17 protein-coding genes and 1 riboswitch are annotated in these 18,318 nt (G+C 46.7%); of the genes, 8 read left to right on the top strand and 9 right to left on the bottom strand.

The window, feature by feature from the left end; all coding sequences use genetic code 11:
* Positions 1-316: 316 nt before the first annotated feature.
* Positions 317-1,180, bottom strand: a complete 864-nt coding sequence (gene murI, locus EOJ37_RS10755) for a glutamate racemase (protein ID WP_127959918.1) — start codon at positions 1,178-1,180, stop codon at positions 317-319.
* Positions 1,125-3,011, bottom strand: coding sequence for a TonB-dependent vitamin B12 receptor BtuB (btuB, locus tag EOJ37_RS10750; RefSeq protein WP_127959917.1), 1,887 nt, complete (start codon positions 3,009-3,011; stop codon positions 1,125-1,127). The genes murI and btuB overlap by 56 nt, the downstream gene beginning before the upstream one ends.
* 71 nt (positions 3,012-3,082) lie before the next feature.
* Positions 3,083-3,294: riboswitch (cobalamin riboswitch) on the bottom strand.
* 144 nt (positions 3,295-3,438) lie between these two features.
* On the opposite strand from btuB, the gene trmA reads away from it, so the two are divergent.
* Entirely contained in the window at positions 3,439-4,542 is a 1,104-nt protein-coding gene (gene trmA / locus EOJ37_RS10745) for a tRNA (uridine(54)-C5)-methyltransferase TrmA (RefSeq protein WP_127959916.1), read from the top strand.
* Positions 4,543-4,629: 87 nt separating this feature from the next.
* Here the strand turns inward: trmA and EOJ37_RS10740 are convergent, their stop codons facing one another.
* The 3 genes from EOJ37_RS10740 to oxyR all read right to left on the bottom strand — a co-directional run bounded on the left by EOJ37_RS10740 (position 4,630) and on the right by oxyR (position 6,689).
* Positions 4,630-4,986 carry a YijD family membrane protein gene (locus EOJ37_RS10740; RefSeq protein WP_127959915.1) on the bottom strand — a complete coding sequence of 119 codons (357 nt, stop codon included), beginning with the start codon at positions 4,984-4,986 and terminating at the stop codon, positions 4,630-4,632.
* Positions 4,964-5,632 carry an HTH-type transcriptional repressor FabR gene (gene fabR, locus EOJ37_RS10735; protein WP_127959921.1) on the bottom strand — a complete coding sequence of 223 codons (669 nt, stop codon included), beginning with the start codon at positions 5,630-5,632 and terminating at the stop codon, positions 4,964-4,966. The genes EOJ37_RS10740 and fabR overlap by 23 nt, the downstream gene beginning before the upstream one ends.
* 133 nt (positions 5,633-5,765) lie before the next feature.
* A complete protein-coding gene (gene oxyR, locus EOJ37_RS10730) occupies positions 5,766-6,689 on the bottom strand; it encodes a DNA-binding transcriptional regulator OxyR (RefSeq protein WP_127959914.1) in 924 nt (307 codons plus the stop codon).
* A 470-nt stretch (positions 6,690-7,159) separates the two neighbouring features.
* Between oxyR and pfkA the strand changes: the two genes are divergently transcribed.
* The 7 genes from pfkA (at position 7,160) to phoU (ending at position 14,798) form a co-directional block, all read left to right on the top strand.
* Positions 7,160-8,122: a 6-phosphofructokinase gene (pfkA, locus tag EOJ37_RS10725; RefSeq protein WP_127959913.1), complete on the top strand. Its 963-nt coding sequence runs from the start codon at positions 7,160-7,162 to the stop codon at positions 8,120-8,122.
* Between the two features lie 377 nt (positions 8,123-8,499).
* A complete protein-coding gene (locus EOJ37_RS10720; protein ID WP_127959912.1) occupies positions 8,500-9,489 on the top strand; it encodes a sulfate ABC transporter substrate-binding protein in 990 nt (329 codons plus the stop codon).
* A gap of 687 nt (positions 9,490-10,176) precedes the next feature.
* The gene (gene pstS / locus EOJ37_RS10715) at positions 10,177-11,226 is read left to right on the top strand and encodes a phosphate ABC transporter substrate-binding protein PstS (protein ID WP_127959911.1); all 1,050 of its coding nucleotides are present in this window, start codon (positions 10,177-10,179) and stop codon (positions 11,224-11,226) included.
* A 161-nt stretch (positions 11,227-11,387) separates the two neighbouring features.
* A complete protein-coding gene (pstC, locus tag EOJ37_RS10710) occupies positions 11,388-12,344 on the top strand; it encodes a phosphate ABC transporter permease PstC (RefSeq protein ID WP_127959910.1) in 957 nt (318 codons plus the stop codon).
* Positions 12,345-12,347: 3 nt separating this feature from the next.
* Positions 12,348-13,226, top strand: a complete 879-nt coding sequence (pstA, locus tag EOJ37_RS10705; RefSeq protein WP_127959909.1) for a phosphate ABC transporter permease PstA — start codon at positions 12,348-12,350, stop codon at positions 13,224-13,226.
* Between the two features lie 51 nt (positions 13,227-13,277).
* A complete protein-coding gene (gene pstB / locus EOJ37_RS10700) occupies positions 13,278-14,054 on the top strand; it encodes a phosphate ABC transporter ATP-binding protein PstB (RefSeq protein WP_420820633.1) in 777 nt (258 codons plus the stop codon).
* Between the two features lie 12 nt (positions 14,055-14,066).
* The gene (gene phoU / locus EOJ37_RS10695; RefSeq protein WP_127959908.1) at positions 14,067-14,798 is read left to right on the top strand and encodes a phosphate signaling complex protein PhoU; all 732 of its coding nucleotides are present in this window, start codon (positions 14,067-14,069) and stop codon (positions 14,796-14,798) included.
* 164 nt (positions 14,799-14,962) lie between these two features.
* On the opposite strand, the gene EOJ37_RS10690 is transcribed toward phoU, so the two are convergent.
* The 4 genes from EOJ37_RS10690 to EOJ37_RS10675 all read right to left on the bottom strand — a co-directional run bounded on the left by EOJ37_RS10690 (position 14,963) and on the right by EOJ37_RS10675 (position 18,265).
* On the bottom strand, positions 14,963-15,679 hold the full coding sequence (locus EOJ37_RS10690) for a fimbrial biogenesis chaperone (protein ID WP_127959907.1): 717 nt from the start codon (positions 15,677-15,679) through the stop codon (positions 14,963-14,965).
* A gap of 159 nt (positions 15,680-15,838) precedes the next feature.
* Complete coding sequence (locus tag EOJ37_RS10685; protein WP_127959906.1) at positions 15,839-16,510, bottom strand: hypothetical protein; 672 nt, start codon at positions 16,508-16,510, stop codon at positions 15,839-15,841.
* A 417-nt stretch (positions 16,511-16,927) separates the two neighbouring features.
* On the bottom strand, positions 16,928-17,554 hold the full coding sequence (locus tag EOJ37_RS10680; RefSeq protein ID WP_127959905.1) for a fimbrial protein: 627 nt from the start codon (positions 17,552-17,554) through the stop codon (positions 16,928-16,930).
* 90 nt (positions 17,555-17,644) lie between these two features.
* Positions 17,645-18,265 carry a fimbrial protein gene (locus EOJ37_RS10675; protein WP_127959904.1) on the bottom strand — a complete coding sequence of 207 codons (621 nt, stop codon included), beginning with the start codon at positions 18,263-18,265 and terminating at the stop codon, positions 17,645-17,647.
* Between the last annotated feature and the right edge of the window lie 53 nt (positions 18,266-18,318).

Here is an 18,318-nt window from a genome sequence, read left to right as displayed (position 1 = left end):
TGTTAAAGAGCGTTGAGTTCACCGGCTCGCCGGCTGGCTCGAGGTGGCGTATATTACGCTTTCCTCTTTCAGAGTCAACCCCGTTTTTCAGGTTTTTCTCTCGACTGACGGAACTTTTGCAAACTTGCCTTTCGCTCCCGAGTCAGTGGTGGCGCATTATAAGCAGTTCTCTCCATCTGGCAACCCCCCAGATGCAAAAAAATTCATTTTACTCAATAAATCGAGGAAGCAGTCAGCGCCGAGCTCACTATTTCCCTATCGAAACACCTATCACCACACTGATACCACTCAGATAGAAGTGTTAATCGTCAGCAGGTTATAGCGTTAACTCCTTTAATGAGCTAAAACCATATCCTTGCAGAACCGGTTGTAGTGCCTCAGCGTAAGTATCAAGAGCCAAGCAGTAGGCAAGACCTTGTGCTTCGGTTGAATGAACATTTTTTTGATGAGCAAGCAACCAAGCTGCCCTGCGAGCAATTGCTGCGCCAGAATCGACTAATCGCGTCCCTTGCGGTAGCACCTGCTTTAGCTCCTCAGACAGTAGTGGAAAATGCGTACATCCCAGCACAATGGTATCCGGTGGTTCTGGCATACTTAGCCAAGGTTGCAAAATTTTTTTTAGCTTTTCCAACGGCACTGCTTCACCGTGTAATTTCGCTTCGGTTAGCTCTACTAACTCGGAAGTCCCCAGCAGTTCTATTCTACAATTTGACGCAAAGCGCTGAATTAGCTCATGAGTATAACTGCGCTGAACGGTTCCTCGCGTCGCTAACAACCCTACAATACCGTTAGCTGTTAATTTCGCTGCTGGCTTTATCGCTGGCACCGCCCCCACTACTGGGAAAGAGAAGCGCGCGCGCAGTATTGGCAGACAAACTGTACTGGCGGTGTTACAGGCAATAATGACCAGTGAAAGTGGATGGAGAGCGCCCACCGCACTAATAATTTGGTGAACCCGCTCGATAATGAACTGTTCCGACTTCTCACCATATGGAAACGCCACATTATCAAATGCATAAATATAATGCACATCCGGCAGTAACTGCCGGACTTCCTTATAGACAGACAAACCACCCACACCAGAATCAAAAATCAGCACCGATGGACGTGGAGTAGCAATCCGCTTAGAAGGTATAGCTGCCTGTAAGGTAGTATTCTCTTCCTGGTTTTGCGTAGCCATAAGCCGTCTCGTAATTTTTATCAAACAGATTGGCGATTCTACCATGAACTGTCAGGTGAGAAGTGAGTGGATATGCAGCCGCCAGATCCCACAAGCTGACGCCGCCCAACTTGAGCGTTGGACTGGGAAAAATGCTGTAGTCCCTATCATAACGCTCGCCAATATATAGATAAGTCAATGACCAATCGAAATTGTAAAGCTCTCCATTCAATTCATATTTGATCTGTGTCTTTGCCCGCCGCAACAATTTCTGATTGGTTTCTGCATCACGCGGATCGCTATAGTCGTAGGATAATTGATGCCTCATACGCCCCATATCCCACGAGGCATTCAATTCAATACCTCTAATTACCGCCTGACCAATATTGTAGTAGGCAAAATCACCACCTTTTAAAACATAGTCAATAAGATGGTGAATTTCATTATGATAACCCGCAAGTCGCCAAGTAAATGTATCCAGTGACGCTTCAAAACCGACTTCCCACTGCCGACTCTGCTCCGGTTGCAGTTCGGGATTAGCCCAACTACCGCCATATAACTGTTTCTGGTTAGGGCCTTTAAAAGCGGTACCGTAAGAGAACAACGCACGATAGCCTAGCACCGGTTCCCATGCTGTACTGGCTTGCCAAGTATGGTGCCAGCCAAACTGCGAGTTATTGTCAGCGCGCAGCGCACCCTCAACAGTCAGTGTGTCAATTTGCCGCAGTGCTGTTAAATATATCCCGGTATTATGCCAGTTATTGCTATGACTCAGCTGGGAATAACCAGAACTGAGCGTTTGTTGTTGCCAGTCAATACCGGTGCCGATTGTACTCTGTGCAAACTGAAAAGTGTTCCCCCAGTTCAGATTATATTGAGTCACATCATCCAGGGTTGCTGATCGGCTATAACGACCATATCGCTGATCGAAATCATAGTCTTTACTGTGACTAATGCTTGCCAGTAATTGGCTACCATAGCGACCCGCTCGATAATTCAGGCCACCTTGCCAAGTATAGCTATCTAGCTGACGAGTATTGGGTAGCGCATCCAAGTGATCCGGATCGTTATAACTGTAGAAACCATCATAGGCTGTGCGATTGTGGTAACCATAGCCTCGGAAAAAACCGCGCCACTGTGGATTAAATGTCTGCTGCACTGAAGCATAGATCGCTCGACTGAGAAAACCATCACGATCAGGCTGAGCAGGCGTTCCTGAGCTATCAGGCAAACCAGCGACCACATCATAACCTCGGCTATAAGTGTAGTTACCCGCCAGAGTGACGACCGTGGAATCCCCCAAAGCTGTTTGCGTGCCCGCATCATAGGATTGATAACCGTGCGAACCAACACTGGCAGAAATTTTGCTGCCCGTGTTCTCACGTGTAGTGATGATGTTGATCACCCCACCGATCGCATCGGAACCGTAAATAGCTGAGCGCGGCCCACGGATAAACTCGATACGCTGAACCAAAGAAAGCGGGATCTGACTGATGTCCGAAGAACCGGTAACCCCCGCCTGATTTAAACGGACGCCGTCCACCAGCAATAAAGTATGACGCGCCTCACTACCACGGATAAAAATGGCAGAAGGCTGTCCAATACCGCCATTTTGTGCAATATCCACACCTGGTAAACGGCGCATCACATCAATCAGACTCTTGGCTTGCCAACGTTCAATATCATGGCGTGTAACTACAGAAGTAGCAGCCAAAACAGAGGGGCGTGGTTGAGGAAAGCGATTACCTATCACCACCAGATTATCGCTATTCGCCGCCATGATAGCGTCATCAGCCAATAGCGGAGAGGCCGGCAAACAGAGCAGCGCCGGTAAAAAAGTTTTGTTTATCATTAATGCCAAGCATCCAAACTCAAGTTAACGGATGCCGCACAACCATAGCCGATAATTCGCGACAGCTACAGATATTGCGACCGATACCGGCAGGTTTTCGGGCTTGGGATTTGCGGATGACTCCCGCACCGGGCGATGACTTCCCATTCAATAACAAATAGTGTCTGCGTTCTCACTGTAGATACGCTATCGCCGTGACTTCCCCTTACCGCTGCGCGTCAGCTCCAGATCCACACTGGATTCCCTTTTAACATAGCAACTAAGACCGGAACGTCATGCTACAACGAACAAAAATGAATAGCCAGGCTAGTGCAAGAAGGCAACACCTGTCAGCAACAATTGGCACAGTTGCAACAGCAGACATCGACTCTGCAAAGTCGATACCCTACAATTCCCGCTCAACTCACCACGCTAACTGAGAACTGATATGCCCCTTGGGATTTTGCCAACTGAACATTACGATGCGCAGCTAGCCGAAAAAACCGCGCGTCTAACCACGATGATGTCACCCTTTAGTGCACCAAAACCTGAGGTTTTTCGCTCGCCGGTTAAACACTACCGTATGCGTGCCGAATTTCGCATCTGGCATGACCAGGATGATATTTATCACATTATGTTTGATCCGCACACCAAGCAGCGTATTCGCATTGACTCTCTGCCTGCTGCCAGCGAACTGATTAATCAGCTGATGCCTATTCTGCTTAGCGCAATCAAGCCCAATCAAGTGCTACGCCATAAACTATTCCAGATCGATTACCTCTCGACGCGCAGTGGAAAAATCATCGCTTCATTGCTCTACCATCGGCAACTCGATCAACAGTGGCAACAACAAGCAAACCAACTGCGCGACACACTGCGCGCACAAGGATTTGACCTACAACTGATTGGTCGAGCGGCAAAGATGAAAATCACGTTAGATCAAGATTATGTTGATGAAATACTGCCAGTCGCTGGCCGTAACATGATCTATCGCCAGGTTGAGAATAGCTTTACCCAACCGAATGCCGCTGTGAACATTCAGATGCTTGAATGGGCACTGGCGGTCACTGAAGGCGCGAAAGGTGATCTACTAGAACTGTATTGCGGCAATGGTAACTTCTCGCTAGCACTGGCGCGCAATTTTGACCGGGTACTGGCCACAGAGATCGCCAAACCTTCGGTGGCAGCGGCACAATTCAACATCTCTGCCAACCAGATTGATAATGTGCAAATCATCCGCATGTCAGCAGAAGAATTTACCCAAGCAATGCAAGGAGTACGTCAATTTAACCGACTAAAAGGGGTTGATCTGACGGGCTACAACTGTGAAACCATCTTTGTTGACCCACCTCGTAGTGGTTTAGATGACGCAACAGTAAAAATGGTGCAGACCTATCCGCGCATTCTCTATATCTCTTGCAACCCGAATAGCCTATGCGCCAACCTCAACACACTACACCAGACGCACAAAATTAGCCGTTTGGCGCTGTTTGATCAGTTTCCTTATACCGAACATATTGAGTGTGGCGTATTGCTGGAAAGAGTGAGCTAACTGGATGGCAGGCTATGCCTGCCGATCCGCACTTGAAAAGAGAATTGCAAACGTGCAACAGTTTGAGCGCAACGACTACTGATGACACTAATCAGTTGATGAACCACGTGCGCGCAGTTTAACAACGATCCACAACAACAACACAGCACAAAGGGTTACCGGCATAAAATTGGAACCCATCTGTGGGAATTCAGTACGAATGATGGCGCTATAGATAAAAATACCCAATAAAAAACAGGCAGTAACCAACTTGGGCATTCCTTCAGACATAGCACGATCAAGATAAAGCTGGTGCAGACAATAAGCAGACAACATTAGCGAAAGCAAAGGAAAGAGAGAAAACGGCACCAATGAATTGAACAATGCACTAAATGAACCATTCACCGATAAACCCGCAACTAATGCCAGCAGCAACGTACCACTATCTTGTTTGGTTTTTTTCATCTACTCCTCCCATTGATAAACCAGACAAAGAAGCTTTTTCTTTCTCACGACGATACCAATAATAAGCCCCTTTGGAAATCATACGTAACTGTAATACCAATCGCTCTTCAAGTTGACGACGCTGCTCAACATCAATATCCAACGCTTCGGCACCTGCACTAAACACAATGGTCACCATTGCCTCAGCCTGAGCCTCAGTAAAACTACGCGGCATATGATTTGCCAACTCAAGATAATCAGCCAATTCAGCAATAAAATGTTGTATCTCACGCGCAACAGCAGCGCGAAACGCCGCCGAAGTTCCAGAACGCTCTCGTAACAATAGCCGAAAAGCATTCGGATTGTTGCCAATAAACTCCATAAAAGTGGACACTGACGTACGAATAACGCTACCGCCTTTCGCTATCCGCTGACGAGCCTGACGCATCAGTTGACGCAACATCAAGCCACTTTCATCAACCATCGTTAGGCCAAGCTCATCCATATCGCGAAAATGTCGATAGAACGACGTCGGTGCAATACCGGCCTCACGCGAAACCTCACGCAAACTTAAACTGGTAAAACTGCGTTCAGCGCTAAGTTGACTAAAAGCAGCCTCAATGAGAGAGCGACGCGTCCGCTGTTTTTGCTGTGCTCTAACTCCCATATACATAATGGATAGCCCCATTCTCTCAACGTCATTGTTAATTACTCACTGCAAGTGACTTCCCGGCAACCTGCCAGCACGAAAACGCCAAGTTCGCTCACGGTGATAGCGTTACCACCGAACAATTCTACGCCTACGCTGTTTTCTTCTTTTTAGATAATCCATTAAGGTGGTCTTTCATATGGTTACGGATCACTTCGGCCAACTGCTCATAGCGACTGCGTAACGGCGAACCAGGACGATAAGCCAAAGCGATAGTGCGCTTAGGTTCCGGCTGTTGGCAATCGAGGTAACACACCCCATCACGTTCACGCTCACGCGGCACAGACAGGGCTGGAAGCAAAGTAATACCACTCCCTGCAGCCACCATGTTACGTAATGTCTCCAGGCTGGTAGCACGGAAATGACCATCCTCTTCCGCGCCAGCCTGAAAGCAGAAGCCGAGAGCTTGATCACGTAAACAGTGGCCATCCTGCAACATCAACAACTTCTCACCAGCCAAATCTGGCATTGCAATGCTATCGCGCTTGGCCCATTTATGATCGGAATAGACCGCTAACTTCATCGGCTCATCGAACAACGGCACCTCGATAAAATCTTCAGTCTCCTTCACCCGCGCCACAATCGCGCAATCCAGTTTACCGCCACTCAACTGAGCCAACAGCGCATGGGTTTGTGCTTCATGCAGGTACATCTCTAACTTAGGAAACATCTTGTGCAGCGTTGGAATAATATGGGGTAGCAGATAGGGGCCAACTGTCGGGATCAAGCCAATATGTAACGGCCCGGCCATCACCTCTCCCTGTTGGCTAGCCATCTCTTTCAATACTTTAATTTCACGTAAGATCATCGTTGCCTGATCGACCAACATTAATCCTGCCTGAGTGAACAACACCTTGCGGCTGGTTCTCTCTAGCAACATGGTACCAAGCTCCTCCTCCAGCTTACGGATCTGCCCACTCAGAGTAGGCTGACTAACATGACACGAATCTGCTGCACGTCGAAAATGACGATGCTCTGCCAAAGCAACCAAGTATTCTAAGTCACGAATGTTCATCCACTTTCCCCTAGACCACGATAGTTAGCAACTATAGATAAGATAGCAACAAATGATTAGAGCTATCAATAAAAAAATAAACAATCAATATCTATATGATAACGCATCCTTTATAACAATTTGTTATACCAGCCTATTCGGTTTGCCATTCCATCGACACCCTGCAACCATCCCCACTCACCAACAACATGTAACACTAGATTATTGGTCAGATACACTTAGCGATACGGTTAGCCAACACCAAGAGCTATAATCAAGCCAACAAAGTCACCCTGTGCTGCGATAACTGCTGCACCGAGTCAAATGTAACATACAATGCTATTTCATTGAAAATACGTGACATGAATCAATTCAGCTATTCTTTTTTGCGATAATATCCGACAATCAAAACAGCAATGTCGGTTTTTTGTCAGAAAATTCGCCAGAATAGCCGACCAAGCGTGAACCATTAGGCAAGTTCAGAGGTAAAGATGATTAAAAAAATTGGTGTACTGACAAGTGGAGGAGACTCCCCAGGGATGAACGCCGCAATTCGTGGCGTAGTACGTGCTGCGCTGTCTGAGCATTTAGAAGTATTTGGTATTCACGATGGCTACCTAGGATTGTATGAAGATCGCATGGAAAGACTGGATCGCTACAGTGTCTCTGACATGATCAACCGTGGCGGAACATTTCTTGGCTCAGCCCGTTTTCCCTCATTTAGAGATCCTGAGGTACGCGCCAAGGCGATTGAAAACCTGAAACGGCGTGGGATCGACGCACTGGTGGTGATTGGCGGTGATGGCTCCTACATGGGGGCAAAGCGTCTCACTGAAGAGGGTTTTCCCTGTGTAGGCTTACCCGGCACCATTGATAACGACGTGGCAGGTACTGACTACACCATCGGTTACTTTACCGCGCTAGAAACCGTGGTCGAAGCCATTGACCGCTTGCGCGATACCTCATCATCGCACCAACGTATCTCGATTGTTGAAGTGATGGGGCGCCACTGTGGCGATCTCACCCTGGCTGCGGCGATTGCCGGTGGCTGTGAGTTTATCGTATTGCCAGAAATCGAATTTCATCGCGATGATCTGGTAGAAGAGATCAAAGCCGGTATCGCCAAAGGTAAAAAACACGCGATTGTGGCAATCACCGAGCATATCTGCGATATCGAAGAGCTGGCACGTCACATTGAGCAAGAGACCAAACGCGAAACCCGCGCCACGGTGCTAGGCCATATCCAACGCGGTGGGCCACCGGTAGCGTATGACCGTATCCTCGCCTCGCGCATGGGTGCTTATGCTATTGAATTGCTAATTCAAGGGCATGGTGGTCGCTGCGTCGGTATCCAGAATGAGAAACTGGTACACCACGACATTATCGATGCCATCGAAAACATGAAGCGCCCATTCAAAGGCGATTGGCTGGAAACCGCGAAAAAGCTTTACTGATCGACTAACCGTTAACACTCAGAGCCTCCACAAACCGGGGGCTCTTCTCTGTATAAGCCAGCAGCGATTAATTTTCACCCGCCTTAGCGCGTTATCTGCACAATCACCCCTCGTTAGGCTTTTGCCCGACGCTTCGCCGGTTTTTTTAGCGCCTCACGCTCTGCTGTGATTTTTGCCAACAGCAGCGCGTTTCGACTGCCATTGTGCGCGGTTTTTGCTTGTTGTACCGTGCTGCTGTTTGGTGATATCAGCTAGGTGCCATTCGGTAATATATTCCCTCAAAATCTATCAACACGTTTTTTATTCTTTAATCATCAAAACGATTTCTGGCAGGCTTAGTGGAAAATTTAACTATGCCCTTATAGTGAGGATTTGCCATGCCTAAATTGAGTGTAGTGCTAGCGTTGTGGTTACTCATGGTCAATGCTGTAGCCAAAGAGATCCCGTTGCTGAATGTCTCATACGATCCCACCCGTGAGTTTTATCAAGAATATAACCAAGCATTTAGTCGCTATTGGCAGCAGCAGCATGGCGATAAGATTGTGGTGCGCCAATCACATGGCGGCTCTGGCAAACAGGCAACGGCAGTGATTAACGGTATCGAAGCCGATGTGGTCACGCTGGCGCTGGCTTATGATGTCGAAGCCATTGCCGAACGGGGGCGGATTGACAAAACCTGGATCAACCGCTTGCCAGAAAATTCGGCGCCTTATACGTCAACCATCGTGTTTCTGGTGCGCAAAGGTAACCCGAAACAGATCCACGATTGGGATGACCTGCTAAAACCCGGTGTCGCTATCATCACGCCGAACCCAAAAACTTCTGGCGGAGCACGCTGGAACTATCTCGCCGCCTGGGGCTATGCCCTGCACCATCAGAGCGCTGATCACGCCAGCGCTAAACAGTTTGTCAAAAAGCTGTACCAAAATGTCGCGGTGTTAGATGCTGGCGCCAGGGCAGCCACCAACACTTTTGTTGAGCGCAATATTGGTGATGTGCTGATCGCCTGGGAGAATGAAGCGTTGCTAGCAGAAAAAGTACTTGGCAAAGGTAATGTTGAGATCATTACCCCGAGCGAATCGATCCTGGCGGAGCCGACGGTCTCGCTGGTCGATAGCGTGGTCGACAAACGCGGTAGCCGCCCCATTGCCATGGCTTATCTGCAATATCTCTACTCCAGCGAAGGACAACGCATTGCGGCAAAACACTACTACCGCCCGCGTGATCAAGCAGTGATGGCGCAATTTGCCAATCAGTTTCCGACACTGAAGCTGTTTACCATTGATGAAACCTTTGGGGGCTGGAACAACGCGCACAAGGTGCATTTTGCTACTGGCGGCGTATTTGATGAAATCAGCCAACGCTGATTAACCGCATCACGGAACAGGGCAAACGCATGAACGTTTTTTAATCGATTATTAACTAAAGTTTGTCCTTTGCCACAATACGAGGAGCCAGGTAGTTCCCTCCCCTTAATAAGGGGAGGGTTAGGGTGGGGTGTTAACGCATTTGATTATTTTGAAATACCCCCTCCCAGCCTCCCCCTTTGCAGGGGGAGGAGCGAGACAATGCTTTTGCTTTGATAAGGGGAAAAACATCAACACGTGCTCAGGTCAAATACTGTTTTTGGTTAAAAAACGTTCGTGATCTTGCCCTGCACCACGGAAGGTGCCAAATCGTGTTGCTGAATACCGGCGAGATGTCACAACAAACCTATATCATTGATTTTAAATGGTTAAAATTAAGACACCTTCGGTTGTCATATAACTGTCATATTTCATACATTTTACTGTCATCAAACTGTCCTATTTTTCCCTCAGCAGCAATACTTAAACACTATCCCTGTAGGTGTTGCCAACCCGACAAACTCTGTATGCCGCGCTGTCATGCTTTTCAGAGCACTTCGTCAATAGTGGTGAAAGAGATCCGACGGGATAATTTGTTGAGTTAGCTAAAATTAGTCAGTATCGGGCTGCTATCAACTTGGTGATTATTGCCAGAATTTGTCTAAAAGACTAGCGCAGCTTGATTGTAAAAACCCCGTAGGAGAGGTTATGAAACTGATTCAAAACACTATTGCCACTATTGCCACTATTGCCGCAGCAGCGTTATCTTTAGCTTCAGTCTCGGCATTTGCTGCCGCTAGCGTGACGGGTGCTGGAGCCACTTTTCCAGTACCAGTTTACGCCAAGTGGGCTGATTCCTATCAAAGAGAAACGGGTAACAGAGTTAATTATCAAGGCATTGGCTCTTCAGGCGGGGTTCGGCAGATTATCGCCAATACCGTTGATTTTGGGGCCACTGATGCTCCACTCTCCGATGAGCGGCTAGAACAAGAGGGGCTATTTCAGTTTCCAACGGTAATTGGTGGTGTCGTACTGGCCGTTAACATTCCTGGCATCAGCTCAGGCCAACTGGTACTTGATGGCCAAACACTCGGCGATATCTACCTAGGTAACATCAGAAGATGGAACGATCCGGCAATCGCCAAACTTAACCCTGGGGTAAACCTGCCTAATCAAAATATTGCGGTGGTACGCCGTGCTGATGGTTCCGGCACTACCTTTGTTTTCACCAGCTATCTGGCCAAAGTCAATGAACAGTGGCGTGATAGAGTCGGTGTCGGCTCCACCGTGAGATGGCCAACGGGCTTAGGGGGCAAAGGTAATGATGGCGTAGCCGCATTCGTGCAACGCCTGCCTGGCGCTATCGGTTATGTTGAATACGCTTATGCCAAACAAAACAATCTCGCCTACACTAAGTTGATCTCGGCTGATGGTCAGCCAATCCGACCAACGGAGCAGAGCTTTAGTGCTGCTGCCAAAAAGGTAGACTGGAGCCAGAGCTTCGCACAAGATCTGACCAACCGGACAGGTGACAATGCGTGGCCAATCACTTCAACCACTTTTATTCTGGTACACAAACAACCGAGAAGACCACAACAGATTGCAGAAGTGCTGAAATTCTTCGATTGGGCATATAAAAGTGGTGCCGAACAAACGGTTGAATTAGATTATGCGCCACTGCCGGCCGAAGTCATCGATCAGATCCGTGCAGCCTGGAGAAGCAACATCAAAGACAGTTCAGGTAACCCACTATTTTAAAAGTGGCAATCAAAGTAAGTTACCGAACATCGTTTCGCTAACCATACCCAAGTAGTTAACTTTGCCACTCAGCAATAACGGATCCGATGGGTGGCAAGGTTGGCTAACAAGGGTGTCAACCCCGGTTGATTGGGGTGTGATCTTAAACAGAAGAGTGATCTATGGCTGAACAAAAGCCGACTATCAAAGCACCCGGTAAAAACGGTGACATTATCTTCAGCGCCCTAGTAAAACTGGCGGCGCTGATTACTTTATTCCTGCTCGGCGGCATTATCATTTCACTGCTTATTGCTTCTTGGCCCAGTATGCAGGAGTTTGGTTTTGCTTTCCTGTGGACAAAAGAGTGGGATGCACCGGCTGGGCAGTTTGGTGCTTTAGTGCCAATCTACGGTACCTTGGTCACCTCACTGATTGCACTGATTATCGCCGTACCGGTCAGTTTTGGTATCGCGCTATTTCTTACCGAACTGGCACCAAACTGGCTGAAACGGCCACTCGGTATCGCCATTGAGCTGCTGGCAGCCATCCCCAGTATTGTTTATGGCATGTGGGGATTGTTCGTGTTTGCACCGCTATTTGCTGAATATTTTCAAACCCCGCTAGGGAATGTGCTCTCTGGCATTCCAATTGTTGGCGAACTGTTCTCCGGGCCAGCCTTCGGCATCGGGATACTTGCTGCAGGTGTGATACTGGCGATCATGATCATCCCTTATATTGCTTCAGTGATGCGCGATGTGTTTGAGCAAACACCGGTGATGATGAAAGAGTCTGCCTATGGTATCGGCTGCACCACTTGGGAAGTAATCTGGCACATTGTTTTGCCCTTCACCAAAAACGGTGTGATTGGTGGCATTATGCTCGGTCTGGGCCGTGCGCTGGGTGAAACCATGGCAGTTACTTTCATCATTGGTAATACCTACCAGCTCGATAGCTTCTCACTGTTTATGCCGGGTAACAGCATCACCTCCGCATTGGCAAATGAATTTGCCGAAGCAGAATCAGGGCTACACACTGCTGCGTTGATGCAGTTAGGACTGATCCTGTTTGTGATCACTTTTATTGTGTTAGCGTTATCAAAATTGATGGTAATGCGCTTAGATAAAAATCAGGGGCGCTAGAACATGACAATGACAGATATAGAGGCTCTGGCACAGAGTCGGCGTAAAATGCAGGCATGGCGGCGACAAAAAAACCGCATCGCACTTTTCCTATCAATAACAACGATGGCATTTGGCCTGTTCTGGCTACTGTGGATCCTGTTCTCTACCGTGAGTAAAGGCATCGATGGTATGTCTCTTGCGCTGTTTACCGAAATGACACCACCACCTAACAGTGCTGGCGGTGGGTTAGCCAATGCCATTGCTGGTAGTGGCTTGCTGATCCTTTGGGCCACTATTTTCGGTACCCCATTGGGCATTATGGCTGGTATCTACCTTGCCGAATATGGCCGTCGATCTTGGCTGGCAGAGGTGATCCGTTTTATTAATGATATTCTGCTGTCAGCCCCTTCTATCGTGGTTGGTCTGTTTGTCTACAGCGTGGTGGTGGTGAAAATGGGACACTTTTCAGGCTGGGCAGGCATCATCGCTTTGGCACTGCTACAGGTACCGATTGTGATCCGCACCACCGAAAATATGCTGAAACTGGTACCTGATACGCTGCGTGAAGCCGCTTATGCTCTCGGCACGCCAAAGTGGCGCATCATCTACGCTATCACACTGAAAGCCTCTATTTCCGGCATTATCACCGGGGTACTACTGGCGATTGCACGTATCGCTGGTGAAACGGCTCCATTGCTGTTTACTTCACTGTCGAACCAGTTCTGGAGCACCGACTTGATGCAGCCAATCGCCAACCTGCCAGTCACCATCTTTAAATTTGCCATGAGTCCATTTGCACAATGGCAACAGTTAGCGTGGGCTGGTGTGCTACTAATCACACTATGTGTGCTGCTACTGAATATTTTGGCGCGTGTCATTTTTGCCAAGAAAAAACACTGATAAAAAATCTAGCCGCCAGTGAGTTGGCGCAGTGAAAAGAGAGAACACTCGATGAGTATGGTTGACCCAGCTTCCAGCAGCAAAATTCAGGTTCGTGATCTGAATTTCTACTACGGCAAGTTCCACGCACTGAAAAATATCACGCTGGATATTGCCAAAAATAAAGTGACCGCCTTTATCGGCCCATCAGGCTGCGGTAAGTCCACCCTGCTACGTACCTTCAATAAAATGTACCAGCTCTATCCGGAACAACGCGCTGAAGGTGGGATCTTGCTTGATGGTGAAAATATCCTGACAGATAATCAGGATATCGCTCTACTACGTGCCAAAGTAGGGATGGTGTTCCAAAAGCCGACGCCGTTTCCGATGTCGATCTATGACAATATCGCCTTTGGCGTGCGGCTGTTTGAGAAACTGTCACGCGCCGATATGGATGAACGTATACAGTGGGCGTTAACCAAGGCAGCGCTGTGGAATGAAACCAAAGATAAACTGCATCAGAGCGGCTACAGTCTCTCTGGTGGCCAGCAACAACGGCTCTGTATTGCGCGCGGCATTGCTATTCGCCCTGAAGTTTTACTCCTTGATGAACCCTGCTCTGCACTTGATCCGATCTCTACCGGCAAAATCGAAGAGCTGATCAGTGAACTAAAATCTGACTACACTGTGGTGATTGTTACCCACAATATGCAGCAGGCAGCACGCTGCTCTGATTCAACCGCATTTATGTATCTGGGTGAACTGATTGAATTTAGTGATACTGACTCACTATTCACTGCACCACAGAAAAAACAGACTGAAGATTATATTACTGGCCGGTATGGCTGATGGGGCTGCACTATGGATACTCTAAATTTAAACAAACACATTTCTGGTCAGTTCAACGCTGAACTGGAGCACATCCGCACACAGGTGTTAGTTATGGGCGGGCTAGTTGAACAGCAACTGACCGATGCAATTAACGCCATGCACAATCAGGATGGTGAGCTGGCTAAACGTGTGATTGAAGGTGATGCCAAGGTTAATATGATGGAAGTCGCGATTGATGAAGCCTGCGTGCGTATTATTGCCAAACGTCAACCGACAGCCAGCGATCTGCGCTTAGTTATGGCTATTATCAAAACCATTGCCGAGCTAGAACGCATCGGTGATGTAGCAGATAAAATCTGTCGTACCGCACTGGAAAAGTTCTCTCAGCAACATCAATCACTGCTGGTTAATCTGGAGTCTCTTGGCCGTCATACCGTCCAGATGCTGCATGATGTTCTCGATGCCTTTGCACGCATGGATCTCAACGAAGCGATTCGCATCTATCGTGAAGATAAAAAGGTTGATCAGGAGTATGAGAGCATTGTCCGTCAACTGATGACCTACATGATGGAAGATCCTCGCACTATTCCGAGCGTACTTACTGCCATGTTCTGTGCTCGCTCTATCGAACGTATTGGCGACCGCTGTCAGAATATCTGCGAATTCATCTTTTACTTTGTCAAAGGGCAGGATTTCCGCCATATCAGCGGTGATGCACTGGATAAATTACTGGCTGAAAATAGAAAAGACAAATCGAGCTAGTTGCCAACCCAAAGTGATATGACGCAATAACAAAAGCGCTAGCAGCGCTAACAATAACAGAAAACTAAATAGCAAAAGGGGGTTGCCAGCAACCACTGCGCAACCCCCAACACAACACAGAAAACTAGCCAATTGAAAAATTGGTAATTAACTCACCTGTATCACTATTCCTTCACTACTGGTTGAGTAACTTCTGGTGTCATACCACCATAATCGTTCATCAATGACCAGGTAATGTTAGCAACCTTTCTATCAACTGGGATCCTGACTTCACCCATTGGCACAACCATCGATTGACTGGATGATAACTCTTTCTCAACCCCATCGAGCTTCAACAGAGCAAACGATTGATGATAAGGGGTGGGGTTTTTAATAACAATCTCTTTGCCCTGCTGTACAAAACTCATCATGCTCTGCGCCTGAGTGATGGTGATCGGCAAACCTTTTGGCCGATAGAACAGTTTGAACACGACTTTCATCGCCACCGAAAGCTGAGCACCAACTGCACCCTCAGTATTTTTTTCATTATTTTCAACATCTTTAGCGGGTATTGTCGTGGCATGAAAATAAAACACCGATTCACGATCGCGTGGTAATTTGCTACCACTACCAATAATACGCAATACATTAGTACCATTTGGGTTCAACCGACCCAATGGTGGTGTAACCACAAACGGCGCCTTCACTACCTGATCGGGTTTTGCTGAGACTCCAGCCTGTAGTAGATAGGTTTTCTCACCGTGATTATAGGCAGAAATACTGATCGCCTTCTCACCCTCGTTAAGTACCATCCTGTTACGGCTAAAACTGACTCCACCCTCGGCAAAAACCGATGCACTGCTCATCAACAGTGCTGCTGACACAACCCAAGACTTCCACATAAAATTAACCTCAAACTTAGTACGTTACTAAAATGCCGCCAAATGCTGGAAAAATATTGTGTTATCTCGACGTTTTCACCAACACTTGTACTAACTTTACATACTCCAGCGAGCAATCGGTAACGTTTTTATCGATTTTCCTGTAAGTAAATACAGCAACTACCGAAAATTAAATTTAACCATCAATCCTGCCTTCAACTGCCCGGCAGTGACTTTATCACACTGAGAGTCATTCGCCACATTTTGGCACATGATGCCAACAGGAAAAGTAAAACGTGAGCCAGTCAAATCGGAGAACTGCCCTCCCTTGCTAGCTAACTCGCCAGCTGAATACAGCATATACTCACCAGAGTAACCAGAGTCCGTATGGTCATGAGACTGTAAATTAATCATATTGGCTTCAACGAAATTTGTTGTGCCAGGCTGATAAACACCAAACCCTAACCCTTTAGCTCCATTGATAGTACGATGGACTATCAGTTTAAAATAAAAGTTTATTAAGTGATCGGTCAAAAGCCCGGTAGTGGTCGCACTACGCCCAAAGCTTAAAAATATTTGCCGGTTACTGTTTTTAGAAGAACCTTTACAATTAGTTAAAGTTACAACTAAATTAGCAATTGCCAACGGTTTCATACTCTCTGGTTTCTGTTCTAATATAACCGTTGGAAATTGTGGTTTCTCTGCTGATAGTTCACAAGTTCCGGCAATCACATTAGCATTAAAATCAACCTGAGTACTAGGCATATCAGCAGCTGACAGCGCTACCGAAAATAGAGCACCAATAAAGCCGCCAGTTAACATAAGAAGGTTTGTTTTTATTTTTCCTTTCATATCCCTTTACTCTCAAATAGTTACAACACACCTGTTATTCAACTAACTTTACAGACAAAACAACGTAATTTAAATTTAACGACACAACTAACGGTAGCTAAAAGCAAGTTAGGTAGAGGCCAGTTGTGCTGCTGACGAAAACGCTACTACAATAAAACCAATCAGTAAGGTGATAAAATTTAATTTTTTTCATTTATCTTATCTACCCTTGTGTCATTTATCTTTCATCTAAACCTTGGTGAGCACCAGGGAAATAACAGCATTGGATAACCCCACCGTTCATACCTAACAACATAATCCAACAAAACAACAAAACAACAAAACAACAAAACAACAAAACAACAAAACAACAAAACAACAAAACAACAAAACAACAAAACAACAAAACAACAAAACAACAAAATTAAATAAATCAAGTTATTGGTACAAGAAGGAGATCTCCATATCCATCACAAGCGAACCAGATCTGACATTACTGCAATTCGGAGTGAGTGTATGTAACGGCTTTTCGTGACACACAATCGCCACCTCATATACCTTTTTTTCCTGATTCAGGCTGTCCCAGTCGGAGATTCCATCGAGTAAAGCAACAGGTCGATTTAGTTCGACCCACACGCTACCGACACCTAGGTTACGCAAAATAAATGCTAAGCCCTGAGATGTAGAATTGTTACCGCGAATAGCATAAGAAGATGCACCAATAGTCGTATAATTTAATGGCGTAAACATTAAGTACGGTTTACGAATACTATTGTTGACTGAATTTGCTCCCCTGCAATTCTTGAAGCCAACTGTCAAGTTCTTAGTACCTCCGTTCACTACGCCAAAATAGCTCGCCTGGGATACATTCTTGGGTTTTGTGTAAAACACTGTACCAAAATCAACATCTTCCACGGAAATCTCACAGGAACCAGCCACAATATTGGCCTTGAAATCCATTTGCGTTTCTGCAGCTCGCAAATTGGCAGAAAACAGCATCACTATGGACCAAACGGCCAACACTACACAGCTCGAGCGTTTCATACCAAAGTTATCCTTATTCATATCGTCTATTACTCAAGTTCAGATTAAACCACTTTAATTAAAGTTTCCGAACCGCTATCTCTGATTGAAACATGAATCAAGCAGCCAATGTTAATTATAAGAAAACTTAATTACCAAGCTGCCCATCAGAGAACCTTCCACCGAAGAGCTACAATCAACACAGGCGACACCCGCTCTAAAAGTGTATGTCCCGTTCAATCCAGCAGCCCCGCCACTAGGATCTATCGCGGTCAAACTTATTGGCTCAGGAGTAGCAGGATCGACCGACACCATGGTATCCAATTTGCCAGCACTGGTAGTATTTGGATCAACACCTTGCTTATAAACAGCGAAACCAAACCCTTGTGCTTTATTTTGTGTAACATCTGGCTTAGCGAAAATAAACTTATTTGTACCAACAGCCTCAGTCCCTGCTGCACGCTCAAACAGCAACTTTGGTGTTGGGGTACCATAACCACTACAACCAGCCAACTCAATATTAAGATCAGCCAGTGCAATTGGTTTGTAATTTACCGGTTCACTCTGTAGCTTGATATCACCAAAATCAACTGTACTAGCACTTATCTGGCACGAACCACCAACGATAGTTGCATCAAGATCAACGATGACACTTGATAATGGTGTAGTAGCTGCACCAACAGATAATGGCTGTACTGAAAGCAGCGCAACGGTAAAACCGGCAACCAGCGATAATTTACTGTTTTTTTTCATTTTAATTACCCTCACTCATTGCTATTTGCAAATCAGCAATATGCAAATAATTT

It is taken from the genome of Serratia microhaemolytica (assembly GCF_004011885.1).
GTDB lineage: Bacteria > Pseudomonadota > Gammaproteobacteria > Enterobacterales > Enterobacteriaceae > Serratia_G > Serratia_G microhaemolytica.
Note: the sequence above shows the minus strand (reverse complement) of the source record. Positions and strands in the feature narration are given on the sequence as shown.